This window comes from Curtobacterium sp. MEB011 (assembly GCF_030209655.1).
Lineage (GTDB): Bacteria > Actinomycetota > Actinomycetes > Actinomycetales > Microbacteriaceae > Curtobacterium > Curtobacterium poinsettiae.
This window is the reverse complement of record NZ_JARVRN010000006.1, coordinates 210,597-235,958: the sequence shown is the minus strand read 5'-3', so window position 1 is coordinate 235,958 and position 25,362 is coordinate 210,597. Positions and strand designations below refer to the sequence as shown.

The window sequence follows — 25,362 nt, the reverse complement described above, 5'->3', positions numbered from 1 at the left end:
TGGGGTCACGACCGCTGGTTCGCCGCCGTCGGCACGCCGTTCAGGGCTCCGAGGGGGATCCGGGCGGTGGCCTCGGTCGGGCCGCCCTCGGGGCTCGAGACGACCAGGTCGCCGTCGAGGGCCCGCATGCGGCCGATCAGGCCCTCGATCCCGTGGCCCTGCTGCGGTCGTGCGCCACCCCGGCCGTCGTCGGTGACGCTGACCGTCAGGTACCAGAGACCCGAGGCGTCGACGACCAGGCCGAGGTACACCCCGGCGGTGGTGGCGCCGGCGTGCTTCATCGTGTTCGTCAGGAGTTCGCTCACCGTGAAGTACACGTTGCGCTGGATCTCCGTGGCGAGCTCCAGGCCCTCGGGCAGCCGGACGTCCAGGCCCACCGGGATCGGGGTGCGGGCGACCAGTGCCTCGAGCGCCGCGACGAGTCCGCGGTCGAGCAGGATCGGCGGGGCGAAGCCGCGGGACAGTGCGCGCAGTTCGTCGAGGGCGTCCTGGGCGTGCTCGGATGCCTCACCGATGAGCTGCTTGGCCTTCTCGGGGTCCTTCTCGAAGGCGCGCTCGGCGGCGGACAGGTCCATGCGGAGTCGCACCAGCCGCTGCTGTGGGCCGTCGTGCAGGTCGCGCTCGATCTGGCGGAGCGCCTGCCCCTCGGCGGTGACGGCACCGGCACGGGAGGCCTGCAGGCCGGCGACGCGCTGCTCGAGCTGCTCGGCCCGGAAGCCACCCAGCAGGCCGAAGTCGACCCAGTAGTGCGCGAGGACGGACCCGCGGGCCCAGAGCGGGAAGAGCACGACCGAAGCGGTCATCGACAGCAGGCCGAGGGCACCGACGCCGGTCACGAACCCGACGCTGTCCGTGAAGTAGCCGACCCGGACGTTGTTCGCGAAGTACAGTCCGCCCACGACGATCGGCCAGGCGAAGCCGACGAGCAGCAGTGCACCGGTCCCGACGGTCGCGACCGCGACGAGCGGGTAGACGACCGCGGCGTGCAGCAGGTAGAGCCAGTAGTGCGGGTTGGCGACTGCCGAGCCGGTGCGGGTCCACCAGTTCTGCTGCCAGCGGGGCGTCCAGTCCACCGGGCGGATCGGGCGTCGGTCGGCCCAGCTCATGCGGAGCTTCTCGAACTGTCCGAGCCACCGCGCCACGAACAGCGCGATGAAGAACATGAGCAGGACGAACGGGTTGAACAGGTCGCGGAAGCCGCCGCCGAAGACCGCCGCCGGGAACGCGAAGTACAGCGTGCAGAGCAGTACGGCGGTGAGTGCCATGTAGCCGAAGTCCCGCGGCAGGCGCCTCCACGCGTCGCGGTAGAACTGTCCAGCGGTCATGCCGGACCCACGACCCGAACCGGGGTCGCCGACCGGGCCGGACCCGACGCGCGGGGTGGCGCTCCACGACGCCGGCGGGGACTGCCGGGCACCCTGAGTGTCCCCGGTGTCGTGCTGGTGCTGGCGCGGGTACTGGGGCATCGGCTTGGTGGCTCCAGGGGGCACGGACTCGCCCAGTGGGACGGTCTGGGCCTGGTCGGGCGAAGGCGTGACGTCGTCCAGCGGGACGGTTCGCGCCTGGTCGAGGCGGTCGGTGTCGGTCATGCATCCAGCCTCGCGATCGCGGAGCCGTTCCCCCATCCTGCCCTCTCCCCACCCCGGGTGGGGTTATCCCCCCTCTTCCACAGGTTGCCCGCTCCACGTCCGCGCGTCCTGCCCGTGGATCACGCTCGTCGGATGGCTGATGCGCTCCGAGCACTGATCGACGCCGTCGGGCTCCAGGTCGGGCCGGGCACCGAGGTCCGCTCCGACGACGAGGCATGGACGCTCGACGTCGAACCGACGGGCACGCACGTCTGGGTGGCGACGCGGTCCCGCTCCGTCTGGATCCGGCGCGGAGACGACATCGCGATCGTCGACGTCGGCACCGCAACGCTCGGCCCGCTCGCCGACGAGGTCCTCGCGCTCCCACCCGTCGCGACGACCGGCCCGCCCGGCGCTCCCTCGCCCGACGTCGGCCTCGCGCTGCGCCACGTCGGGCACCTCGACGGCGGCAGGTGGCACGGCGCGCAGCAGCAGGCCCTCGCCCGGCTCGTCGTCACGACGGTGCTCCGCGACAACCCGCCCCCGATGCTCGGCGACAACGGTCTCGCGCGGATCCTCGACCGCCTGTTCGATCCGGCCGGTCAACCATCCGTGCGGGCGCTCCTCGCCGACATCGACATGTCGGAGCGCACCCTCGAGCGCCGGTGCGTCGCAGCGACGGGATGCTCGCCCGCGCAGCTCGGCCGCTGGTACCGCAGTCTCGCCGTCCGGAGCGCACTCGCGCGGGGCGACCGCCCGTCCGACGTCGCGACCCGCTTCGGCTTCAGCACGACGTCGTCCATGTGGCGTGCCCTCGAGCGGGTCCGACCCCCGAGGAACCGCCGGTGACCGTCGCCCGCGGGAGAAGGAGGTTCCGCTCCGCGTCGATGACGGTTCTGGTTCGCGATCCTCGGGTTTCGTGAACCAGAACCGTCACGGCGCGGAGAAGACCACGTCGTCCCGCGTCGGCGCAGTGCGGTGCGTGCGCGCCAGGTGCAGGCAGCCGCGCCGCGCTTCGGAAGCTGCGGCGGGCGCGGCGGCAGCGGGAGCGGGTCAGGTGGGGGCGCGGCGGCGGCGGGAGCGAGTCGTCGGCGCCGACGTCCGGTGCGGGTCAGGCGGGGGCGCGGCCGGTGGACTCGCGGACGCTCAGGGTGAGCGAGGGACCCGGGCGTGAGGGGAGCGGGGCGCTGGCGTCGATCTGCGCGCGCAGCAGGGTCGCCGCACGCTGTCCGAGCTCGACGGTGTCGCGGGTGAGCGAGGTGATCGCGGGGCGGACGAGCCGGATCATCGCCGAGTCGTCGAAGGACACGATCGAGACGTCCCCGGGCACCGCGACGCCCATCTCGCTCGCCACGCCCAGCCCGGCGACGGCGAGCACGTCGTTGTCGTAGACGATCGCGGTCGGTCGGACGCTCCGGGACAGCAGGGTCCGGGTGGCGCTCGCGCCGGCCTCGGCGGAGTAGTCGGTCGGTACGGACACCGTGTCGTCGAGCCCTTCGTCTGCGGCGAAGGCGCGCAGCCGGTCCATGCGCATCGCGGTGTGCTCGAACTCGGGCCGCCCGGCGACGTGGGCGATGCGCCGGTGCCCGAGCGCGTGCAGGTACCGCAGGACGGTGTCGGTGGCGTCCGAGTCGTCGATCCAGACCGTGGGGGCGGCGCCGTCGGGGGAAGGGTGCGAGCCGACGACGACGGTGGGCATGCCGAGGTCGGCGAGCAGGGCGAGCCGGGCATCGTCGCGACGGGGGTCGATCACGATCACGCCGTCGACACGGTGGCCCCGCCACCAGTCCCGGTAGGTCTCGAGTTCCTCCTCGGCGTCGCGCGCGACGAGCAGGTTCATGCCGACGTGGGTGCCGGCGAGGCCGAGTTGGATACCGGAGATCAGGTCGCCGAAGAACGACTCCGTGCCCAGGGTCCGGGCCGGGCGGTTCAGCACGAACCCGATGGAACCGGCCTTCGCGCCGCCGAGCGCCCGGGCAGCGGTGTGCGGCTGCCAATCGAGCTCGCGGGCGATCTCGCGCACGCGGCGACGGGTCTCGTCGGAGACGCCGGGGCGGTCGTTCAACGCGAACGACACCGCGCTGATGGACACGCCGGCCCGCGCGGCGATGTCGGCGATCGTCGTTCGACGCTTGGTGGCCACGGGGTTGACTATAGCGCTTTAGTCATTCACAGTGGCTGCCACACACGGGTTCGGTGACTGCTGCTGAACCGGTTCAGTTATGACGAGGGAGTCAGACGCCATGAGGACCACCACACGCATGACGAGGGGCCGCGCCACCGCGCTGCTCGCGACGGCCGCCGCCACGGCGCTCGTCCTGACCGGCTGCTCGAGCGGCGGGAACGCGGCCGACAACGGCGGCGGCGAGATCAGCGGCACCATCACCCTGCAGACCTGGGCACTCACGCCCACCTACACGGGGTACCTCAACGGGGTCATCAAGGACTTCGAGGAAGCCCACCCGGACGCCAAGGTCAAGCTGCAGGACCAGCCGGGCGACGGGTACGCCGACAAGGTGCTCAGCCAGGCCTCGTCGAACAGCCTGCCCGACGTGATCAACCTGCCGCCGGACATCGCCCTGCCGCTCGCGAAGCGCGGGTTCCTGCAGGACGTCGCGAAGGACGACTCGAAGCTCGCCAGCACGTACGTCGCCGGCGCGGTGGACTCGTACGAGTACAAGGGAGTGGACGGCACGTTCGGGTACGCCTGGTACCTCAACACCGACGTGAACTACTGGAACTCGACGATGTTCGCCAAGTGCGGCCTCGACGCGAAGAACCCGCCGAAGACCACCGACGAGCTGTTCACGCAGGCGAAGACCATGCACGACAACTGCCCGACCGACTACCTGATGAGCCGGAAGCCCGGCCTCGGCGACTTCACGCTCGCCGGCGTCAAGGTGCTCAACGCCGACGGCACGAAGTTCACCTTCGCCGATTCGTCGAAGGCCGCCGACCTGATCGACCGCTACAAGGACGCGTACCAGGACGGCTACATGCCCTCCAACGTGCTGAACAGCGACTACCTCGGCAACTCCACCCTGTTCACACAGGCCAAGGTCGCCTGGACGACCGGTGGCGCCACCTCGCTCGCCGACTTCGAGAAGAACAACCCGTCGCTCAAGGGCAAGGTCACCGTCAGCCCCGCACTCGACACCCCGCCGCTCTACGTGCAGGGCCTGTCGGTGTCGAGCAAGTCGAAGCACCTCGCCACCGCCGAGGCCTTCGCGAAGTTCATGACGAACGCGAAGAACCAGGAGGCGTTCGCCCACAAGGTGAACATCTTCCCGTCCACCACGTCGTCGCAGTCCGACCCGTACTTCTCGAAGGACGACGGCACCGTGAACGGCGAGGCCCGGGTCCTGGCGAACGAGGCCCTGAAGTCGGCGAAAGTCATCAACCCGGTCGAGGCGAACTCCGCGATGACGGACTTCCTCGACCAGCAGATCGCGCTCGCGATGAAGGGGCAGGTGGCGCCGAAGCAGGCGCTCGAGACCGCTCAGACCAAGATGAACAGCCTGCTGGCCAACGGCTGATCCGGCCCCGACGAAAGAAGAGGGAGGATCGCCATGCGCGCCAACCGCTGGTACACACCCTGGTTGCTCGTCCTGCCGGCACTGATCTGGCTCGTCGCGTTCAGCCTGTGGCCATCGATCAACACGGTCCGGTTGTCGTTCACGAACGCCAGCCCGCTCGGCGGCGTCAGCCAGTGGGTGGGGGTCAAGAACTTCGAGACCCTGCTCGCCGACCCGCAGGTGTGGGAGGCGCTGCTCAACAGCGTCATCTACATGGCGGTGTGCCTGCCGCTGCTGACGGTCCTTCCGCTCCTCATCGCGGTGCTCGTGCAGCAGAAGCTGCCCGGGATCGCGTTCTTCCGCACCGCGTTCTACACGCCGGTCATCGCGTCCGCGGTGGTCGTCGGGCTCATCTGGACGTGGATCCTCGACGACCGCGGTGTCATCAACGAGATGGCGCAGGCCCTCGGCGTCGTGCAGGGCAGCGTCCCGTTCCTGACCGACCGGTGGCTGCTGCTCCTCAGCGCCATCAGCCTGACGGTGTGGAAGGGGCTCGGCTACTACATGATCATCTTCCTGGCCGCCCTCGGGAACGTCGGCAAGGACCTGCACGAAGCCGCCGCCCTCGACGGCGCCGGCGCGGTCCGACGTTTCTGGTCGGTCACGATGCCCGGGGTCCGCGGCACCATGACGCTCGTCGGGATCCTGGTGTGCGTCTCCGCGCTCCGGGTGTTCAGCGAGCTCTACATCCTCACCAACGGCACCGGCGGACCCGGCGGGCAGGACAACTCGCTCGTCATGCTCATCCAGCAGTACGCCCGCGGCTTCACCGGCAACCTCGGCTACGCGTCCGCACTGAGCCTCCTGCTCTTCGTCGTGACGCTCGTGCCGATGCTCGCCCTCGCCCGGATGAACAGCAAGGCGGACAAGTGACGAACACGACCAGCACGACCGAACCCGTCATCGGCGGCGCGCAGGGCGCCGCCAGCCCGACGCCGGACGTGACCGGCGCGACGGGCGCTGGACGGGCCTCCAGGCAGAACGGACGAGGCGGACGCGACGGACGCAAGCGGCGCCGCGCGGTCTGGGGCGTCATGTCCACCCGCGAGAAGGTCGTCCGCTACGTCCTGCTCATCGTGGTGCTCTTCATCACGATCGGCCCGTTCCTGTGGCAGCTGTCCACGTCGCTCAAGGGCGCCGGTGAGGACATCTACACGGCGAACCCGTCGTTCATCCCGTCCGAACCGACCATCGAGAACTACCTGAAGGTCGCCGCCGCGATCCCGGTGTGGCGGTACATCGGCAACTCGCTGCTCGTCGCCGCGATCGACGTGCTCGGCAACATCGTGTTCGCGACCCTGGCCGGCTTCGCCCTCGCCCGTCTGCAGTGGTGGCACCGGAAGCTCGTGCTCGGCCTGTTCCTCGGCACCCTGGTGCTGCCCGGCGAAGCGACGATCATCTCGCAGTTCGTCACCGTGAAGGACCTCGGCCTCGCCGACAACCTGGTCGGCGTCGCCCTGCCCGGCATGATCGCGGCGCTCAACGTCCTGCTGATGTTCAACGCGTTCCGGCAGATCCCCGAGGAGATCGACCAGGCCGCGGTGATGGACGGTGCGAACGCCCTGCAGCGGCTGCGCTACATCTCGCTGCCCGCCGTGCAGGGGACGATCGCCGTCATCGCGATCTTCTCGTTCATCGGGGCGTGGGACGACTTCCTGTGGCCGCTCATCGTGCTGCAGTCGCCCGAGAACCTCACCCTGACCGTCGGGTTGCAGTACCTGCAGGGCACGTTCGCCACCGACCAGCGGATGATCGCGGCCGGCACCATGATCGCGTTCATCCCGATCGCCGTGATCTTCGCCGTCCTGCAGCGCTTCTTCTTCAAGGGCGTCGAAGAGGGCGGTGTGAAGGGCTGATGCGGTTCGGGGTCAACTACACGCCCGCGGTCGGCTGGTTCCACTCGTGGCTGGACTTCTCGCCGTCGGACACCGCCAGGGACCTCGAGGCCATCGCGTCGCTCGGCGCCGACCACGTGCGGATCTTCCCGCTCTGGCCGGTCGTCCAGCCCAACCGGACCCTCATCCGGCAGCAGGCCCTCGACGACGTCGCGACGGTCGTCGACCTCGCCGGCTCGTTCGGGCTCGACGTCAACGTGGACGCCCTGCAGGGGCACCTGTCGAGCTTCGACTTCGTGCCGTCGTGGCTGGACAGCTGGCACCGCCGCAACATGTTCACCGACCCGGACGTGGTCGCCTCGACCGCCGCGTACGTCCGGGCGCTCGCCGGAGCGGTCGCCGACAAGCCGAACCTGCTCGGCATCACCATCGGCAACGAGGTCAACCAGTTCGCGCACGCGCCGCACCCCGCGCCGCACGCCGTCTCGGCGGAGCAGGGGCACGCGTGGGCGGCGGCGATGGTCGCGGCGGCGCGAGCGGGGCTGGGATCTGGTCTGGAGGCGCGGCTCGGCGCCGCCTCGTCGGTCCCGTCCGCCACCGGGTCGCGTCCCGGGCCCCTGGTCACCGTCGCGCAGTACGACGCGGCCTGGTACGACGACGCCCAGCCCTTCGGCCCCGAGCACGCGGCGGACCACGGCGACGCAACGGTCACGCACTCGTGGGTGTTCAACGGCTCGGCGGCCCTGCACGGCGCCCTCGGGCCCGGGTCGGTGCGGCACGGGGAGTACCTGCTCCAGCTCGCCGCGGCCTGGAACCGCGACGCCGCCCGGCCGAACTGGCTGCAGGAGGTCGGCGCCCCCACCAACGTCGTCGACCCCGCCGACGCCGCCGCGTTCACCGAGCAGACCATCCGGCACGTCCTCGACGCGCAGCACGTGCTCGGGGTGACGTGGTGGTGCTCCCACGACGTCGCGCGGTCCCTCGCCGACTTCCCCGAGCTCGAGTACGACCTCGGGCTGTTCACGAACGACGGACGGCTGAAGCCCGCTGGCGAGGCGTTCGCCGCCCTCGCCCGTGCCGAGCGCACCCGCGACGCCCCCGCAGCGCCGCCGGCCACCGCACTCGTCCTCGACGACGTGCTGACCGACGGCACCGACCGCCGCGGCACCCGCGCCGACTGCGCCCCCGGCGGGCGGTTCGCCGCCGCCTGGCTCGCGCTGGCCGAGGCCGCGCCGGACGGCCGTGGCCCCCAGGTCGTCCTGCGCTCCCGACTGTCCGACACGGCACTGCTGGCCGACCGTGGCATCGACCGCTGCGTCGACGTGCCGTCCGACCTCGACACCACCACCGTCCGCGTCGCCCACCCCGCGACCACGCCCTGACCCCGGAAGGCCCCATGCACGACGACATCCCCCTCACCACCGGACGCGCCCGACGGGTGCTCGACGAGCGGATCACCCCCGCGGTGCACGCCACGGCGACGCCGCTCGACGTTGCCTGGCACGAGCTCCCCGGTGAGCCGATCGCCCCCGCCGAGGGACTCGCGCTCACGTTCGAGCCCTACGAGGTCGGCACCCCGTGGGGCGCGGCCTGGGGCACGACGTGGTTCCGGCTGACCGGGACCGTGCCGACCGAGTGGGCCGGGCGCCGGGTGGAGGCCGTGATCGACCTCGGCTTCGACAAGAACATGCCCGGGTTCCAGTGCGAGGGGCTCGTGTACCTGGCCGACGGCACCCCCGTGAAGTCGATCAACCCACGCAACCAGTGGGTCCTGGTCACCGAGCGGGCCGAGGGCGGCGAGACCGTCGAACTGTTCGTCGAGGCCGCGTCGAACCCCGTCCTGCTCGACTACCACCCCTTCCTGCCGACGCAGGAGGGCGACGTGCAGACCTCGTCCTCGAAGCGCCTCTACGCCACCCGCCGGATGGAGCTCGCCGTCTTCGAGTCCGAGGTGCACGAACTCGCCCTCGACATCGACGTCCTGCTCGAACTGCAGGCCGAGCTGCCCGCCGGGCCCCGACGCATGCGGATCCTGCAGGCCCTCGACGACGCCCTCGACGCGCTCGACCTGCAGCACATCCCGGAGACCGCGTCCGACGCCCGCGCGGCGCTCGCCGACGTGCTCGCCGCTCCCGCCGAGGCCTCGGCGCACACCATCTCGGCCATCGGGCACGCCCACATCGACTCCGCCTGGCTCTGGCCCGTGCGCGAGACCATCCGCAAGGTCGCCCGCACCACGTCGACCATGACCGAGCTCATCGACCAGACCGACGACTTCCTGTACGGCATGTCGAGCGCGCAGCAGTACGCGTGGATCAAGGAGCACCGCCCCGAGGTCTACGCCCGCGTCAAGGCTGCGGTCGAGGCCGGCCGGTTCCTGCCGATCGGCGGCATGTGGGTCGAGTCCGACACCGTGATGCCGACCGGCGAGAGCATCGTCCGGCAGTTCTCGCAGGGCCAGCGGTTCTTCGAGCGCGAGTTCGGCATCCGGCCCAAGGGCGTCTGGCTGCCGGACAGCTTCGGGTACTCGCCGGCGCTGCCGCAGCTCATGCGCCGCGCGGGCTTCGAGTGGTTCTTCACGCAGAAGATCTCGTGGAACCAGGTGAACAAGTTCCCGCACCACACGTTCCTGTGGGAGGGCATCGACGGGTCACGGGTGTTCTCGCACTTCCCGTCGATGGACACCTACAACTCGCGGTTGTCCGGCAGCGAGGTCGCCAAGGCCTCCCGCCAGTTCCGTGAGAACCGGCTCGCCACCGGCTCGATCGCCCCCGTCGGCTGGGGCGACGGCGGCGGTGGTACCACCCGCGAGATGACCGGCACCGCAGCACGGTTGGCCGACCTCGAGGGCAGCGCGAAGGTCCGTTGGGAGCACCCCGACACGTTCTTCGACCGGGCGAAGTCCGAGCTGCCCGACCCGCCCGTGTGGGTGGGGGAGCTGTACCTCGAGCTACACCGCGCCACTCTGACCAGCCAGCACGGCACGAAGCAGGGCAACCGCCGGTGCGAGCAGCTGCTCATCGAGGCCGAGCTCTGGGCCGCGACCGCCGCCGCCCGCACCGACTTCGCCTACCCGTACGACGAGCTCGACGCCCTGTGGCAGCAGGTCCTGCTCCAGCAGTTCCACGACATCCTGCCGGGCACCTCGATCGCATGGGTGCACCGCGAAGCGGTCGAGCGCTACGCCGAGACGGCCGCGGCGCTGACCGCGATCATCGACCGGGCGCTCTCGGCGCTCGCCGGCGCCGGGGACGCGGCCGTCGTCGTGAACCCGGCCCCGTTCCTCCAGGCCGGTGCGCCGGCGCAGGGCGCGGTCGTGGCGACCGACGTGACGGCGGCGACCGCCGTGTCCCTGACCGAGCAGGACGGCGGGTACGTGCTGGCGAACGAGCTGGTGCGGGTCGTCGTCGACGCGCAGGGGCTCGTGACGAGCGCCGTCGACCTGGCGAGCGGACGCGAGGCGATCGCGGCCGGCCAGGCGGCGAACCTGCTGCAGCTGCACCAGGACTTCCCGAACATGTGGGACGCATGGGACGTCGACCGGTACTACCGCAACCGCGTCGAGGACCTCGTGGCGACCACCGGGCTGACCGCGTCGGTCGACGAGTCCGGGGTCGCACGGGTCGTCGTGTCCCGGGCGTTCGGCGACTCGACGGTGACGCAGGAGATCGTCCTGGCGCCGGGGTCGCGCACCCTGGAGTTCGATCAGGTGACCGACTGGCACGAGACCGAGAAGTTCCTCAAGGTGGCGTTCCCGCTCGACGTCCGCGCCGAGCACACCGTCGCCGAGACGCAGTTCGGCGCGCAGAAGCGGGTGACGCACACGAACACCTCGTGGGAGGCCGCCAAGTTCGAGACCTCGATGCACCGCTACGTGCTCGTGTCCGAACCGGGCTTCGGGGTCGCGCTCGTGAACGACTCGATCCACGGCTTCGACACCACGCGCGACGCCGTCGACGGGCACGTCACCACCACCGTGCGGCTGTCGCTGCTGCGAGCACCCCGGTTCCCGGACCCCGAGACCGACCAGGGCGTGCAGACGCACCGCTACGGCATCGTCATCGGCACCGACCAGCTCGGCGCCACGTCGGCCGGCGTGCGGATGAACGCGGGCGCGCGGACGATCACCGGGGCGCACGGCTTCGACCCGCTGGTGCAGGTCTCCGGCGACGTCGTGCTGTCGAGCGTCAAGCTCGCCGACGACCGGTCCGGTGACCTGGTCGTGCGCGTCTACGAGCCGTCCGGGCAGCGGGGGACCGGGGGCATCGCGGTGTCCGAGGCCGACGGGGCTGCGTTCGGGCCGGCTGCCGAGGTGACGCTGCTCGAAGAGCCGCTGGCCTCGGGCGCGGCGGTCGACGCTTCCTCGTTCGCCGTCGACGCCTACGAGGTCCGCACCTTCCGGTTCCCGCGCACGCGCGCCTGAGACTCCGCCGCCGGGACTTCGGGTGTCCCGGCGGCGGCCCCCGGTCGGCGACCGCCGACCGGTTCGTCACTCGCTGAGGAGTGTCATGAAGCAGTCCACCAAGTTCAGCATCGCGACCGCACTGGTCGCCATGCTCGCGGCGCCACTGGTGCCCGCCGCAGCGTCCGCGGCGCCCTCCTCGTCCGGATCGAGCCACGGGCACGGCCACGGTGCGTCCCACGGCGGCGGCCACGGTCACGGGCACCACGCTGCGCCCACCAAGTCGGGGCCGACGAGCATCGCCTACGTCGAGGTGAACAACGACGAGCTCGCCAACGTCGGCCGGTACACGCTGGAGAACGGCGCGAACGCGTTCGACGTGGCGATCATCTTCGCCGCGAACATCAACTACGAGGACGGCAAGGCGGTCCTGTACAACAACGAGAACGTGCAGCGGACCCTCGACCAGGCCGCCACGCAGATCCGCCCGCTGCAGGCCAAGGGCATCAAGGTGACGCTGTCGGTGCTCGGCAACCACCAGGGCGCCGGACTGGCGAACTTCCCGACGAAGGCCGCGGCACGGGACTTCGCGGCGCAGGTCTCGGCGACGGTGAAGAAGTACGGACTCGACGGCGTCGACCTGGACGACGAGTACTCGGACTACGGCGTGAACGGCACCCCGCAGCCGAACCAGCAGTCCATCGGCTGGCTCATCAGCGCCCTGCGTGCGGACATGCCGGGCAAGATCATCTCGTTCTACGACATCGGCCCGTCGTCCGACGCCCTGAAGACCGCGAGCCCGTCGATCGGCAAGCAGCTCGACTACGCCTGGAACCCGTACTACGGCACCTACACGGCGCCGACGATCCCGGGCCTGCCGAAGTCGAAGCTGTCCGCCGCCGCGGTCGACATCCAGAACACCCCGCAGGCCACCGCGGTGTCGCTCGCACAGCGCACGAAGGCCGACGGGTACGGCGTCTTCATGACGTACAACCTGCCGGGAGGCGACGAGTCCGCGTACGTCTCCTCCTTCACCAAGGTGCTGTACGGACAGGACGCGTCGTACCGCTGACGCGTCCGTCCTGACGGCGGCTCGCGCCCCGTGCTCCCCGGCTCCGGCCTGGAGGCGCGGGGCGCGTCCGCCGTCCGGGTCCCGCTGTTCCGGGGGAGGCCCCAGTTCTTCCTCGCCCTTGACGGTTCCGGTTCGCTGACCTCGGGGATCGTGAACCGGAACCGTCATCCACCGAGAACGAACCCCGGCCCGGCGCGCTCGACGCCGCGGCCGTACGATGCTGTTCCCACGATGCCCACCCACGTGATGATCGGTACCCGACGACGGGTACGTGGCGCGCGCTGGCTTGTGGTCTGGCGGGTTCTGGATGGTGGCGAGATGCACGGTGCGCACGTGTCCACACCGTGCGGAGTTGATCGCTCGGTGTGCCGGAACGACATCGCACAGAACGACCCACCGCGCACGGGCCGAACAACACCGCACCGTGCGGCGACGGCAGGAAGGGGACGAAGAGAGGGGATGACGGGAATCGAACCCGCGTAGCCAGTTTGGAAGACTGGGGCTCTACCATTGAGCTACATCCCCGCGCCTGCGCACCAGGCGCAGCCCGACCATCGTAGCGGACGAACGAGCACCGACATGCCGACGCGCGTCATCCCGAAGCCGGACGCCGGCGCCGAACGCACGATCCGCCGGTCGCGGGTGGTCTCGTACGTGCTGGTGCTCCTCGCCGCCGCGGTCCTGTCCCTGCGCCCCGACCTGTTCGGCGACCCGCAGTCGCAGCCCGCGCACGCACTGCTGCACGTCTGGCGGATCGTCGTCGGGCTGCTGCTCGCGGTGGCCGCCCTGGGGGTCCAGGTGGTCGTCGGGATCCGGTGGCGGCGGGGTCTCCGACGCGCCGCGGAGGACGACTGAGCAACCCCCGGGAACAGTGCGCCGTCGGACCGCTAGACTCACCGGGGTCGCATGCGCCCCTCGGTGTGTGCGGCTGATCCCTGGCACGAACCAACGGGGCGTAGCTCAGCTTGGTAGAGCGCCCGCTTTGGGAGCGGGAGGTCGCAGGTTCAAATCCTGTCGCCCCGACCAGGTCCTCCGAGCACCACCGACCACACGAACGTCAACCAACAGGAGAACATCCCTTGGCCACCAGCACCGTCGACAAGGTGAGCGACACCCGCGTCAAGCTCACCGTGAACGTGACGCCGGACGATCTCAAGCCGAGCATCGACCACGCCTACAAGCACATCGCCGAGCAGATCAACATCCCCGGCTTCCGCAAGGGCAAGGTCCCGCCCGCGATCGTCGACCAGCGTGTCGGCCGCGGCGAGGTCCTGAACCACGCCGTCGGTGACGCCATCGACAACTTCTACCGCCAGGCGGTCGAAGAGCAGGAGCTGCGCATCCTCGGCCGTGCCGAGGCCGACGTCGCCGAGCTGCCGAACGTCGCGGACTTCACCGGCGACCTCGTCCTCACCTTCGAGGTCGACGTCCGCCCCGAGTTCGACCTGCCGGACTACTCCTCGTACGAGCTCACCGTCGACGCCGTCGAGGTGTCGGACGACGAGATCGAAGAGGAGCTGCAGAACCTGCGCACCCGCTTCGGCACGCTCGTGACGGTGGACCGTCCGGCGAAGACCGGCGACTTCGCGCAGATCGACCTCACCGCCAGCATCGGCGACGACGAGGTCGACTCGGCCACCGGCGTCTCCTACGAGATCGGCTCCGGCGACCTGCTCGAGGGCATCGACGAGGCGCTCGAGTCCCTGACCGCCGGCGAGTCGACGAACTTCGAGTCGAAGCTCGTCGGTGGCGACCGCGAGGGCGAGACCGCCCAGATCGCCGTCACCGTCACCGCCGTCAAGGAGCGCGAGCTCCCCGAGGCCGACGACGAGTTCGCCCAGATCGCCAGCCAGTTCGACACCATCGACGAGCTCAAGGCGGACCTGAAGGAGCAGATCGCGAAGTCCAAGACCTTCGGTCAGGGCGCCGCGGCTCGCGACAAGCTCGTCGAGAAGCTCACCGAGGACGTCAACATCCCGATCTCGGAGCAGCTCATCGCCGACGAGGTGCACCGTCACCTCGAGCAGGAGAACCGCCTCGAGGACGAGGAGCACCGCAAGGAGGTCTCCGAGTCCAGCGAGACCGCCTTCCGCTCGCAGATCCTCCTCGACGCGATCGCCGAGAAGGAAGAGATCCAGGTCTCGCAGGAGGAACTGACCCAGTACCTCATCCAGGCCGCCGCGCAGTACGGCATGGAGCCGGCCGAGTTCATCAAGGTCATCGACCAGAACGGCCAGATCCCCGGCATGGTCGGCGAGGTCGCCCGCTCGAAGGCGGTCGCGACCGTCCTGTCCAAGGTGACCGTCAAGGACACCAACGGCGACGCCGTCGACCTGTCCGCCTTCACGGCGGGCGTCGCGCAGGAGCCGGCAGGGGACGCCGAGTAACGATCTCGACGCCACCAGTACGACAGACGGGAGGCGCGGTGCCAGCTGGCACCGCGCCTCCCGTCCGTATTTCCGCACCACCGCATTGCTGTCGGCGAACAGACGAGAACTGGTGCGTTGCACCCGATAAGTTCGACAACAAGCGACAACTGAACGGGAGCTTTTCCATGGCCGAAGCAACACTGAACCCCAGTGTTTTTGACCGCCTTCTGAGAGACCGGATCGTGTGGCTCGGCTCCGAGGTCCGCGACGACAACTCGAACGAGATCGCAGCCAAGCTGCTGCTGCTCGCCGCCGAGGACCCTGAGAAGGACATCTACCTCTACATCAACTCGCCCGGTGGTTCGATCACCGCTGGCATGGCGATCTACGACACGATGCAGTTCGTCCCGAACGACATCGTCACCGTGGGCATCGGCCTCGCCGCGTCGATGGGACAGTTCCTGCTGTCCTCCGGCACGCCCGGCAAGCGCTACATCACGCCGAACGCGCGCGTGCTGCTCCACCAGCCGTCCGGTGGCTTCGGCGGCACCGCTGCCGACATCCAGACGCAGGCCAAGGTCATCCTCGACATGAAGCAGCGCATGGCGGAGCTCACGGCCGAGCAGACCGGCAAGTCGGTCGAGCAGATCCTCAAGGACAACGACCGCGACAACTGGTTCACGGCCCAGGAAGCGCTCGAGTACGGCTTCGTCGACCACCTCCGCGCCTCGAGCGCCGAGGTCATCGGCGGTGGTGGCACCGTCGGCGACGGCGAGACGCCCACCAGCGCAGCCGAGCCCGACGCCCAGTCCTGATCACCACCGAAGAAAAGGAAACGAGAATGCATCTCCCCATGCTCGGTGGCGCGCAGAACGTCCCGGCTCCGTCCAATCGGTACATCCTGCCGAGCTTCGAAGAGCGCACGGCCTACGGCTACAAGCGCCAGGACCCGTACGCCAAGCTCTTCGAGGACCGCATCGTGTTCCTCGGCGTGCAGGTCGACGACGCGTCGGCTGACGACGTCATGGCCCAGCTGCTCGTGCTCGAGTCGATGGACCCCGACCGCGACATCGTGATGTACATCAACTCGCCCGGTGGCTCGTTCACCGCGATGACGGCGATCTACGACACGATGCAGTACATCCGTCCGCAGATCCAGACGGTCTGCCTCGGCCAGGCTGCCTCGGCTGCGTCGGTGCTGCTCGCCGGTGGCACCCCCGGCAAGCGCCTCGCGCTGCCGAACGCCCGTGTGCTGATCCACCAGCCCGCGACCCAGCAGGGTGGCGGTCAGGCGTCCGACATCGAGATCCAGGCGGCGGAGATCCTCCGCATGCGCACCTGGCTCGAGGAGACGCTGTCGAAGCACTCCAACAAGACGCCGGCGGAGATCAACCACGACATCGAGCGCGACAAGATCATGTCCGCGCAGGAAGCCGTGGAGTACGGCCTGATCGACCAGGTCCTCACCAGCCGCAAGAACCTGCCGGCGCTCGTCAAGTAGCTCCAGCAGGAACGACGAAGGCCCCGCACCGATCGGAGCGGGGCCTTCGTCGTTGCGTTGTGGCTAGTCGTCGGTGTCGTCGGACTCCGGGGCCGGCTTGCGGCGCAGGAGCAGCAACACCGCGACGACCACGCCGACGAGCACGATGCCACCGGCGCCGATCCAGATCGCGTCGGACGCCGCCGAGTCGCTCGACCCCGAGGCCGTACCGGTCGTGGTGTCCGATCCGCCGTCGTCGTCACCCGCGGTGGCGCAGGTCGGGGGTTTCGCCGCGCCCGATGCCGGGGTGAAGCCCGACGGTGCCTTCCACGTGAAGGGGTACTCGTCGGACACGGTGTGGCCGTCGGCGGAGACGATCTGCCACTCGACGGTGTACTTGCCGGAGTCGCCGAGTGCGGCGGCCGTGGTCATCGATGGCCCCTCGACGTCGACGCAGCCGTCCTCGTAGTACCGGCCGTCGGGCCCGACGATGCGGAACGCGAAGCCCGACCCCGATCCGCCGATGTCGAGCAGCTTGTCGTTCGTGGTGATGTCGAAGTCCTCGGGCAGCTCGGTGAGCGTGCCGCGGACCTCCGGGTCGGACGAGATCAGGTAGTTGTGCGCGCTGGCGGGACCGGCGAGCCCGAGGACCGCACCACCGGCGATCGCGACGGCCGCGGCGGTCCCGGCCACGAGCCTCCGGGCAGAGGACCGCTGGCGGGACCGACGCGGGCCGCGCTGCGTCACTTGGTGGAGCTCCGACGACGCGTGCCGGCGACGGCGACGACCAGGGCGACGGCGCCGAGCACCAGGCCGCCGAGGCCGAGGAAGCGACCGATCAGGTCGGGGTCGCTCGAGGCGGTCGTGCTGGCAGCCTCGGTCGTCGGGGTCGCGGCGATCGGGTCGCCGTCGTCGTCCGTCGGCTCGGCGGCGGTCAGGGTGATCGAGGGCGCCGGGTGCTCGGGCTCGGCTTCGCCGGCCTGCTGCTCCTGGTTCCACTCGACGCTGCCCTTCTCGCAGGTCTGGATCGCGGGGAACTCGACCAGGTCGCCGGCCTTGCCGTCCGGCAGCGAGAACGAGAGCGCGAAGGTGTCGCGCTCGTCGGCGGGCAGCGGGGTCTTCGCGGTGTACGTGACGCTCGTGACGCGCTCGGCGGCCGTCTCGGCGTGGTCCTCGTCGGAGGCCGAAGCCGAGGCCGACGGGTCGGTGTAGGGCTCGGTCGCCTTCGTGATCTTCCAGTTCGGGTTCACGGTGGGCGTGACCTCGATGACGGACTCCGGCACCTGGAACTCGATCTTCGTGGTGGGGGAGCCGTCGCAGCCGTGCGGGACCGAGAAGGTCGCCGTGGTGTACGAGTTCGCGGCGGTCGACGTGGCCGTCGCGGACACGTGCGCGCTGGCCGCCGTGGCACTGCCGAGGACGATGACGGCTGCGACGCCGAGGGTGACGGCGCCGCCGGCGGCGAGACGCTTCTGCATGGGGTTCCTTCCGGGGTGGTTCTGCGCGTGTTGTTCTACAAGTTGTAGAGAAGTCCGGATCACCGTAGCAGGCTCGAACGCCCTGGGCGAACGCGCTGCGCGATTGCGGAGGGGCATCGCGGTCGGTGTCACCGGTTGCGGTTAGGCTCGTGTCCACGACGAGGTGCCCACCAGCAGCGGTGCACCAGCGGTGGTGCGACAGCGCGGCCGGCATGTCCAATCAGGGAGGCACGGGAATGGCACGCATCGGAGAGAGCGGCGATCTCCTCAAGTGCTCGTTCTGCGGCAAGAGCCAGAAGCAGGTCCAGCAGCTCATCGCCGGACCGGGCGTCTACATCTGCGACGAGTGCGTCGAGCTCTGCAACGAGATCATCGAGGAACGTCTGGCCGAAGCCGGCGAGGACACCTCGAGCGGGGACTTCGAACTGCCCAAGCCGCGGGAGATCTTCGACTTCCTGCAGGAGTACGTCATCGGGCAGGACCCGGCGAAGCGCGCCCTCGCCGTGGCCGTCTACAACCACTACAAGCGCATCCGCGCGCAGGGGCAGATCACCGCCGCCGAAGACCGCGACGACATCGAGATCGCCAAGTCGAACATCCTGCTCATCGGCCCGACCGGCTGTGGCAAGACGTACCTGGCGCAGACCCTGGCCAAGCGCCTCAACGTGCCGTTCGCCGTCGCCGACGCCACCGCCCTGACCGAGGCCGGCTACGTCGGTGAAGACGTCGAGAACATCCTCCTCAAGCTGATCCAGGCCGCCGACTACGACGTGAAGCGTGCCGAGACCGGCATCATCTACATCGACGAGGTCGACAAGATCGCCCGCAAGGCCGAGAACCCGTCGATCACCCGCGACGTCTCGGGCGAAGGCGTGCAGCAGGCGCTGCTCAAGATCCTCGAGGGGACGGTCGCCTCGGTCCCGCCGCAGGGCGGTCGCAAGCACCCGCACCAGGAGTTCATCCAGATCGACACGACGAACGTGCTGTTCATCGTGGCCGGTGCCTTCGCCGGGCTCGAGGACATCGTGTCCTCGCGCGTCGGCAAGCGCGGGATCGGCTTCGGAGCGCCCCTGCACAGTGCGACCGACCACCAGGACCTGTACTCCGAGGTCCTGCCGGAAGACCTGCACAAGTTCGGCCTGATCCCCGAGTTCATCGGTCGTCTGCCCGTCGTCACCACGGTGTCGCAGCTCGACCAGGCGGCGCTCATGCAGATCCTGACCGAGCCGAAGAACGCGCTGGTCAAGCAGTACCAGCGGATGTTCCAGATCGACGGCGTCGAGCTCGAGTTCGACCAGGGCGCGCTCGAGGCCATCGCGGACCTCGCGGTGCTGCGCCAGACGGGTGCCCGCGGGCTCCGCGCGATCCTCGAAGAGGTCCTCGGCCCGGTGATGTTCGACGTCCCGTCCGACGACGACGTCGCCCGCGTGGTCATCACCCGCGAGTCCGTGCTCGAGAACGCCGCCCCGACGATCGTGCCGCGGCCCCGGGCCAAGCGCGTCGAGAAGTCGGCGTAGCGCTCCGTTCGCAACGAAGCCCCGCACCGGATCGGTGCGGGGCTTCGTCGTGCTCTGGCGGTCGGCGCGGCCCGCGGATCGACGTCTGGTGCTTCCCACGACGGGTGCGATGGAAAGCGAGATCGGGCGTACCTGGTCGGGAGTTCCGACCGGGTACGCCCGATTCGTGGCGGTACGCCCGGAAGCGCCCGGTCCCGCAGCGCCCTACTCGAGCCCGCGGCGCCGCAGCAGCGGGCCGACCTCGGCGTCGCGGCCGCGGAAGTCCCGGTACGCCTCGAGCGGGTCCTTCGCGCCGCCGACCCCGAGCAGCCGTTCCGCGAAGCGTCGACCGGCCGCACGGTCCAGCCCGCCGTTGTCGCGGAACCACTCCACCGTGTCGGCGTCGAGCACCTCGGACCAGATGTACCCGTAGTAGCCGGCGTCGTACCCACCCGAGAACGTGTGGGCGAAGTACGTCGAGGAGTACCGCGGTGGCACGGCCTCGACGGCGATGCCGGCGGCTGCCAAGGCGTCCCGCTCGAACGCCTCGACGTCCGTCACCGCGGCCGCCTCGGCAGCCGACAGTCGGTGCCACGCCTGGTCGAGCAGTGCGGCGGCCAGGTACTCGGTCGTGCCGAATCCCTCGTTGAACCCCTCGGACTCGCTGAGCCCCAGGACCAGCTCGGGCGGCAGGGGAGCCCCGGTCTCGTGGTGCTTCGCGTAGTTCGCCAGCACCGACGGCCACGACACCCACATCTCGTTCACCTGGCTCGGGAACTCGACGAAGTCCCGCTCGACGTTGGTGCCGGAGAACCGCGGGTAGGTGGTGCGGGCGATGAGGCCGTGCAGGGCGTGCCCGAACTCGTGGAAGAGCGTCTGCACCTCGTCCTGGATGAGCAGCGTGGGGGAGCCGGCAGCGGGCTTCGCGACGTTGAGGTTGTTCACCACGACGGGCAGGGTGCCGAGGAGCTCGGACTGCTCGACGACCGGGTTCATCCACGCGCCGCCGCGCTTGCCGTCGCGTGTGTACAGGTCGAGCAGGTACAGGCCGACGGGCTCGTCGTCGTCGCCGGTGACCTCGAAGACCCGGACCTCGTCGTTGTAGCCGTGCAGGTCCGGGCGCTCCGTGAAGGTCAGGCCGTACAGGGCGCCGGCGGCGTGGAAGACCCCGTCGTGCAGGACCCGGTCCGCCTCGAAGTACGGGCGGAGTGCGGTGCTGTCCGCGGCGAACTGCTCCCCGCGCAGGATCTCGGTCGCGTACGCCCAGTCCCACGACTCGACGTCGAAGCCGACCGTGCGGGAACGGACGGCCCGTTCGTCATCGGCGTTCCGGGCGGCGGCACCGACGAGCGAGGACAGCAGGCCGTCGACGGCTTCGGGGGTCTTGGCGGTCTCGTCGGCGGTGACGACGGCGGCGTGGTTCGGGAACCCGAGCAGCTCGGCGCGTTCGGCACGGAGCCGGACGATCCGGAGCAGCACGTCGCGGTTGTCGTACTGGTTGCCCCGACGACCGCGGGCGAGTGAGGCCCGCATGATCCGCTCGCGCAGGGCACGGTTCGCCAGCGACGACAGCCACGGGTGTCCGGTGTACAGCGGCAGCGTGATGAGCCAGCCGTCCAGGCCACGGTCGGCGGCGGCTCCGGCAGCGGCGGACTTCGCGCCGTCGTCGAGCCCCTCGAGCTCGTCCTCGCTCGTCACGTGCACGGCGGAGTCGTTGGTGTCCTCGAGCAGGTTCCGCTCGAAGGTCGTCGTGAGGGTCGAGAGTTCCTGGTTGATCGCGGTCAGACGCTCCTTGCCCGCGTCGTCGAGCCCGGCGCCCGCCAGGGTCATCTCGGCGTGGGTCCGCTCGACCAGGCGGAGCGCTTCGCCCTCCAGACCCGCGGCGGAAGCGCCGTCGAGCACCTCCTGCACCCGGGCGTACAGGCGTGCGTCGAGCGTGATCGCGTCGCGGTGGGCGGCGAGGAGCGGTGAGATCTCGGCCTCGAGGTCGTGCAGCTCCGGGGTCGAGTCGGCCGACGACAGCGTGAAGAACACGTGGCTGACGCGGGCCAGCAGCTGCCCGGACCGCTCGAGTGCGATCAGGGTGTTCTCGACCGTCGGGGCGTGGGGGTCGGTGGCGATGGCCTCGACCTCGGCGCGCTGCTCGGCCATACCGGCTTCGAACGCCGGTCGGTAGTGCTCGAGTCGCACGTCGCCGAAGGGCGGCAGGGCGTAGGGGAGGGTGCTCGGGACGTCGAACGGGGTTGCCATCTGCCCACCCTATGCACCCGGCCGAGTAATCGGGACAGGCCCTCAAGTCGAAGTCGCCCGAGTAGGGGGTGAGCCAGGCTAAGATTGCAAAAACTTCTGAGCAGGGGGACACTTGACCGCGAACGGCGGGACGAAGGACGTCTTGAAGCGCGTCGGATTTCTCAGCGACCTCGGACTGTGGGCGGCGCTGCCTCGAGAAGCCGATCCCAGAGGATGGCTCTCGAACTTCGACGACTCGGAAGATCAGGCCATAGCCGTCGCTCTCCTTCGTTCTTTCATATACGTGAGCCGCGATCTCACCGATCAATTAGTGCTTTCTGCTATCCAAGGAGTCTACGGGGCAACGCCAGTGCGAACCCCACTCGACTGGGCCTCTTTTCTCAACACCACCTTGCTGACCTACCCGACAAGCAGGAAGTCCGATGCAGCAGCATCAGGTCATCTCTTTTTGCGCGCCGCCCGTGACCAAGTCGGATTCCGTGAGGATCAGCTAGTTGACCCCCGTGACCTCGTTAGCAGGATCGAGGCTGCCGACCACCCACAGTCGGTAGTGTTCGTTGACGACATCGCCGCAAGCGGCAGTCAATTCATAGACACTGTGGTGCGCAAAGAGGCGCCGGGAGCAAATTCGATAGCCGAGCTACTCACCGGGGGGCTGATATCCACCCTGGTGTACGCACCCGCCATAGCAACTTCCTATGCGCTCCGACAGATCCGTGAGTTGACCCCTATCCGGGACATCAAGCCAGCCCACATCTTGCCAGGAGATTACAGCGCGTCTGATCCACTTACGCGCCTCGTTCCGGAGGAGCGTCGGAACGCTCTCGAGTCGTTTCTTCAGCGATACGCCGACTCCGCCGGATACAACGAGACCGAACCATACGGCTATCACCGCCTTGGTCTCGCCATCGGTTTTGAACACAAAATCCCCGACGCGACCCTGCCGCTCTTCCGAAGCATCAAGAATGACTGGACCCCCTTGTTCCGATGACAGATTCAACTGAACGAGCACCCGAGGACTTTGCCCGTGAAATCGGCGAAGCCTTCGGGCAAGTGCGAACCGAACACCTTCGGGGCTCGGATGTTTTCAGCATGTTTACCACGCCGGTCTATTGGACTCAACTACGCGGTCTGAGGCCATGCTTCCTCATCGGCGGTAGGGGCACCGGTAAAACTACCACTTTGAGAAGTCTGTCCTATAAGGGCCAAGCTGCGCTCACCGGTAACACGATCGCTGATTGGGGGATGATCGGCGTATATTGGAGGGTCGATGCGAGTGTAGTGAATACGTTCAAAGGGCGCGGACTGGACGAAGACCAGTGGGAGGGCCTTTTCGCTCACTATCTCAATCTTCAACTAGTGCACCAAATCCTGGATTTCACGGCCTGGCGCCTCAAGGAGCTACAAGCGGAGACCTTGGTGGACCCCGAGGCCTTGATGCTGACCTGCGTCAGCTTAGGCCTGCCTGAGGTGGACAATGTAGCGGCGCTTCGTCCAGTCGTGCGCTTGGCGATTGCTCGTCTTCAAGGGGCCCTAAATGGTCCGAGCGCTGCTTTGCTTGAAGCTCCGCAGTCGATCGCTGGCGTACCTGTCGGCTATCTGGTCGAGGCTCTTCGCTTGGATCCAGTACTCGAACAAAGCTACTTCGCATTCTGTATTGACGAGTACGAGAACCTAAGTGCCCGTCAACAACGTACACTAAACACGCTCATCAAACATTCCGGGGACGGCGCGTTTACATTCAAAATCGGTTTGCGTGATTCAACGAGTCACTCATTTCCTACTGATGCCGAAGGGCAGCCACTTCAGGAGCCGGCCGATTACACCTCCGTCCGTATCGCCGATAACCTGGGAGCAGTCGGCTTTGCCGATTTCGCATTGCGAATATGCTCTGCCCGCCTCCAGAAGATTGCGCACGACGACGTGCTTGATTTACCAGCGCTATTCCCCGACCTCTCTCTGACTGAAGAAGCACGCTTGCTTGGGGGAGCTCGGAAGAGCGACTCGGTTCGTCGTAGCTTGCTGCAGACGGGCGCCACCAACGAGGAAATAAGAGGGTTCGATGGCCTACCACTCCTACAACAGCTCCTTGTAGGTTATTGGGCCGAATCGAAATCAGTTGTACCCTCGGCCGTGCTCCGCGAGGCGTTGAGTGGAGAAAGCCGCTGGCGGGGCAGAGTCAATAATTACGCATACGCAATGCTCTATACAATTGCCGGTCGAGGGGCGGGTCGTCGGAAGTACTACTCGGGCTGGAGCATTTTGGTACAAATGGCGGATGGGAATATTCGCTATGTGTTGCAACTTGTCGGCGAGTCGTTGATGAGGCATGTCGCGGAAGGCAACCGGCTTGATCGCGCTGTTTCTCCCGCAACTCAGAGCGATGCCGCCGCGCTCATCGGCGAGAGACTAGTGCGAGAGTTGTTAGGATTGTCTGAGGTCGGCGCGCAATTGATGCGTCTCGTTCTTGGAGTCGGGCGCGTATTCAATCTTATGGCTCGTAATCCGGAGGGTCATACCCCCGAGGTGAATCAGGTGCGCATATCAGACCCAGAGGCCCGCGAGTTTCGGGAAGCCCAATTACTCCTTGAAGAGGGTGTCAGCCAAGGATGCTTTGTCGCGTTCTCGGGTGACAAGAACGCACGGGAGTCGACGGCGGTGAAAGCACTTGACTTCCAGTTGCACCCAATCTACTCCGCTTTCTTCGAATTCAGCCACCGAAGCAAACGCCGCATGAATATCGATTCTAGGCAAATCCTTCGTCTGGCTACGGACGACGTATCAGGTGCTGTGAAGGACCTCGTGCGAAGACGAGATGCTCGCGCCGATATCGGTATGCCTGTGCAACTCGAGCTCTACAGCGAACTGTATGAACAGGCGTAGGCGGCCCTTGCCCACCCGGGAGATCGCGGTAGGCAAGCTAGAAATTCCGGACGCTTCACGTCTTATCTTTCGCGATAGCGGCCTTGAGGAGCGGGCGAGTGCGTCTTTCTCAAGAACCGATGACTCCTTGCGGGTGGATCAAAAGGTGGTTATTTCAGATGAGACGCCCGATGCCTTTGAGTACGTCAGTGAAAGTGGTGAGCAGCTGAAAGTAGATCTTCACTCGTTTGATGCGGTCGTAGAGTTCTTGGCGGCGGCCGGGGACAAGGCGTGGCTGGACATAACCGGTCTAGGCCACAATACTTGGGCACCTTTAGTTCGGACTAGTATCCAGGTTGGTAAGCCGTTAACCGTGATATACGCGCAGCCAGCCGAGTATGTTCGCACAGGAGAATTTTACGATTTGTCCGAACGTGTTGAAGGTATCCGACCGCTGCCTGGTTTTGTACGCCTCGGACTAAGCGACGAGCCGAGCATATTCCTTCCTCTTCTTGGTTTTGAGGGCTCGAGATTCGAATACATGGCAGACCGGTCCGATGTGGACTTGCAGGAAACTCATCCGGTAGTGGGTGCTCCTGGATTCTTCTTGGAGTACGTACACGAGGTATTCGCCGAGAATCGGCTCCTCTTCGAGCAAAACGCCGGACTTCACCGGCGAGTTGCTTACGCAAAAGCGAACTGTCCTTTCGATCTCTTCTGGCTCCTAGATGAGTTTAGTGCGATTGCAGGCGATAGTATTCTGAAGGTAGCGATGATCGGTACCAAACCTCACGCTCTTGGGGCCGTCCTATATGCCACACTGAACCCGGCGGCGGTGGAATTGCTCTACGACCATCCGATCAAATCGAAAGGGCGAACGACCGGAGCGTCGAAAGTTTGTGTTTATGATATTGCGTCACACCTGGCCTCTCTCAACGAATGAAAGCTAGGGACGCGTACTATACGCCTGATCAT

Annotated in this window: 20 protein-coding genes and 2 tRNA genes; 16 read left to right on the top strand and 6 right to left on the bottom strand. The window is 67.9% G+C overall.

Going from position 1 to position 25,362, the window contains the following annotated elements; all coding sequences use genetic code 11:
- Positions 1-5: 5 nt before the first annotated feature.
- A complete protein-coding gene (locus QRN30_RS08350; RefSeq protein ID WP_017886015.1) occupies positions 6-1,589 on the bottom strand; it encodes a sensor histidine kinase in 1,584 nt (527 codons plus the stop codon).
- Positions 1,590-1,721: 132 nt separating this feature from the next.
- Between QRN30_RS08350 and QRN30_RS08345 the strand changes: the two genes are divergently transcribed.
- Positions 1,722-2,417, top strand: a complete 696-nt coding sequence (locus tag QRN30_RS08345) for an AraC family transcriptional regulator (protein WP_284760867.1) — start codon at positions 1,722-1,724, stop codon at positions 2,415-2,417.
- Between the two features lie 262 nt (positions 2,418-2,679).
- Here the strand turns inward: QRN30_RS08345 and QRN30_RS08340 are convergent, their stop codons facing one another.
- Positions 2,680-3,711, bottom strand: a complete 1,032-nt coding sequence (locus tag QRN30_RS08340) for a LacI family DNA-binding transcriptional regulator (protein WP_083389429.1) — start codon at positions 3,709-3,711, stop codon at positions 2,680-2,682.
- A gap of 118 nt (positions 3,712-3,829) precedes the next feature.
- Between QRN30_RS08340 and QRN30_RS08335 the strand changes: the two genes are divergently transcribed.
- From QRN30_RS08335 to QRN30_RS08310, 6 genes are all read left to right on the top strand, one after another.
- Positions 3,830-5,104, top strand: a complete 1,275-nt coding sequence (locus QRN30_RS08335) for an ABC transporter substrate-binding protein (protein WP_284760865.1) — start codon at positions 3,830-3,832, stop codon at positions 5,102-5,104.
- Between the two features lie 33 nt (positions 5,105-5,137).
- Positions 5,138-6,016 carry a carbohydrate ABC transporter permease gene (locus QRN30_RS08330; protein ID WP_017886011.1) on the top strand — a complete coding sequence of 293 codons (879 nt, stop codon included), beginning with the start codon at positions 5,138-5,140 and terminating at the stop codon, positions 6,014-6,016.
- On the top strand, positions 6,013-6,999 hold the full coding sequence (locus QRN30_RS08325) for a carbohydrate ABC transporter permease (protein ID WP_284760863.1): 987 nt from the start codon (positions 6,013-6,015) through the stop codon (positions 6,997-6,999). The genes QRN30_RS08330 and QRN30_RS08325 overlap by 4 nt, the downstream gene beginning before the upstream one ends.
- The gene (locus QRN30_RS08320) at positions 6,999-8,360 is read left to right on the top strand and encodes a glycoside hydrolase 5 family protein (protein WP_284760862.1); all 1,362 of its coding nucleotides are present in this window, start codon (positions 6,999-7,001) and stop codon (positions 8,358-8,360) included. Before QRN30_RS08325 ends, QRN30_RS08320 begins: the two co-directional genes overlap by 1 nt.
- Positions 8,361-8,374: 14 nt before the next feature.
- Positions 8,375-11,401, top strand: coding sequence for an alpha-mannosidase (locus tag QRN30_RS08315; RefSeq protein ID WP_284760861.1), 3,027 nt, complete (start codon positions 8,375-8,377; stop codon positions 11,399-11,401).
- Positions 11,402-11,486: 85 nt separating this feature from the next.
- Positions 11,487-12,452, top strand: a complete 966-nt coding sequence (locus QRN30_RS08310) for an endo-beta-N-acetylglucosaminidase H (protein ID WP_284760859.1) — start codon at positions 11,487-11,489, stop codon at positions 12,450-12,452.
- 454 nt (positions 12,453-12,906) lie between these two features.
- Here QRN30_RS08310 and QRN30_RS08305 read toward each other — a convergent pair.
- Positions 12,907-12,977, bottom strand: a tRNA-Gly gene (locus tag QRN30_RS08305).
- A gap of 54 nt (positions 12,978-13,031) precedes the next feature.
- On the opposite strand from QRN30_RS08305, the gene QRN30_RS08300 reads away from it, so the two are divergent.
- The 5 genes from QRN30_RS08300 to QRN30_RS08280 all read left to right on the top strand — a co-directional run bounded on the left by QRN30_RS08300 (position 13,032) and on the right by QRN30_RS08280 (position 16,322).
- A complete protein-coding gene (locus QRN30_RS08300; protein ID WP_071252277.1) occupies positions 13,032-13,307 on the top strand; it encodes a hypothetical protein in 276 nt (91 codons plus the stop codon).
- A gap of 94 nt (positions 13,308-13,401) precedes the next feature.
- Positions 13,402-13,478 (top strand) — tRNA-Pro (locus QRN30_RS08295).
- Between the two features lie 53 nt (positions 13,479-13,531).
- Positions 13,532-14,839, top strand: coding sequence for a trigger factor (gene tig, locus QRN30_RS08290; protein ID WP_017886005.1), 1,308 nt, complete (start codon positions 13,532-13,534; stop codon positions 14,837-14,839).
- Between the two features lie 167 nt (positions 14,840-15,006).
- Complete coding sequence (locus tag QRN30_RS08285; protein WP_035807635.1) at positions 15,007-15,636, top strand: ATP-dependent Clp protease proteolytic subunit; 630 nt, start codon at positions 15,007-15,009, stop codon at positions 15,634-15,636.
- 26 nt (positions 15,637-15,662) lie between these two features.
- Positions 15,663-16,322, top strand: a complete 660-nt coding sequence (locus tag QRN30_RS08280; RefSeq protein ID WP_031259232.1) for an ATP-dependent Clp protease proteolytic subunit — start codon at positions 15,663-15,665, stop codon at positions 16,320-16,322.
- 63 nt (positions 16,323-16,385) lie between these two features.
- Here the strand turns inward: QRN30_RS08280 and QRN30_RS08275 are convergent, their stop codons facing one another.
- Together QRN30_RS08275 and QRN30_RS08270 are read right to left on the bottom strand one after the other, a co-directional pair.
- Complete coding sequence (locus QRN30_RS08275; protein WP_056071387.1) at positions 16,386-16,994, bottom strand: copper resistance CopC family protein; 609 nt, start codon at positions 16,992-16,994, stop codon at positions 16,386-16,388.
- Between the two features lie 50 nt (positions 16,995-17,044).
- Positions 17,045-17,779: a YcnI family copper-binding membrane protein gene (locus QRN30_RS08270; RefSeq protein WP_259496418.1), complete on the bottom strand. Its 735-nt coding sequence runs from the start codon at positions 17,777-17,779 to the stop codon at positions 17,045-17,047.
- A 236-nt stretch (positions 17,780-18,015) separates the two neighbouring features.
- Between QRN30_RS08270 and clpX the strand changes: the two genes are divergently transcribed.
- Positions 18,016-19,296: an ATP-dependent Clp protease ATP-binding subunit ClpX gene (clpX, locus tag QRN30_RS08265; protein WP_017886000.1), complete on the top strand. Its 1,281-nt coding sequence runs from the start codon at positions 18,016-18,018 to the stop codon at positions 19,294-19,296.
- 204 nt (positions 19,297-19,500) lie between these two features.
- On the opposite strand, the gene QRN30_RS08260 is transcribed toward clpX, so the two are convergent.
- Positions 19,501-21,525: a M3 family metallopeptidase gene (locus QRN30_RS08260; RefSeq protein ID WP_071252282.1), complete on the bottom strand. Its 2,025-nt coding sequence runs from the start codon at positions 21,523-21,525 to the stop codon at positions 19,501-19,503.
- Between the two features lie 112 nt (positions 21,526-21,637).
- On the opposite strand from QRN30_RS08260, the gene QRN30_RS08255 reads away from it, so the two are divergent.
- From QRN30_RS08255 to QRN30_RS08245, 3 genes are read left to right on the top strand one after another with little or no spacing between them, the layout of a single operon-like run.
- Entirely contained in the window at positions 21,638-22,516 is an 879-nt protein-coding gene (locus QRN30_RS08255) for a phosphoribosyltransferase-like protein (RefSeq protein WP_284760858.1), read from the top strand.
- Positions 22,513-24,408, top strand: coding sequence for an ORC-CDC6 family AAA ATPase (locus tag QRN30_RS08250; RefSeq protein WP_284760856.1), 1,896 nt, complete (start codon positions 22,513-22,515; stop codon positions 24,406-24,408). Before QRN30_RS08255 ends, QRN30_RS08250 begins: the two co-directional genes overlap by 4 nt.
- A gap of 7 nt (positions 24,409-24,415) precedes the next feature.
- Positions 24,416-25,330, top strand: coding sequence for a hypothetical protein (locus QRN30_RS08245; RefSeq protein WP_284760854.1), 915 nt, complete (start codon positions 24,416-24,418; stop codon positions 25,328-25,330).
- Positions 25,331-25,362: the final 32 nt, after the last annotated feature.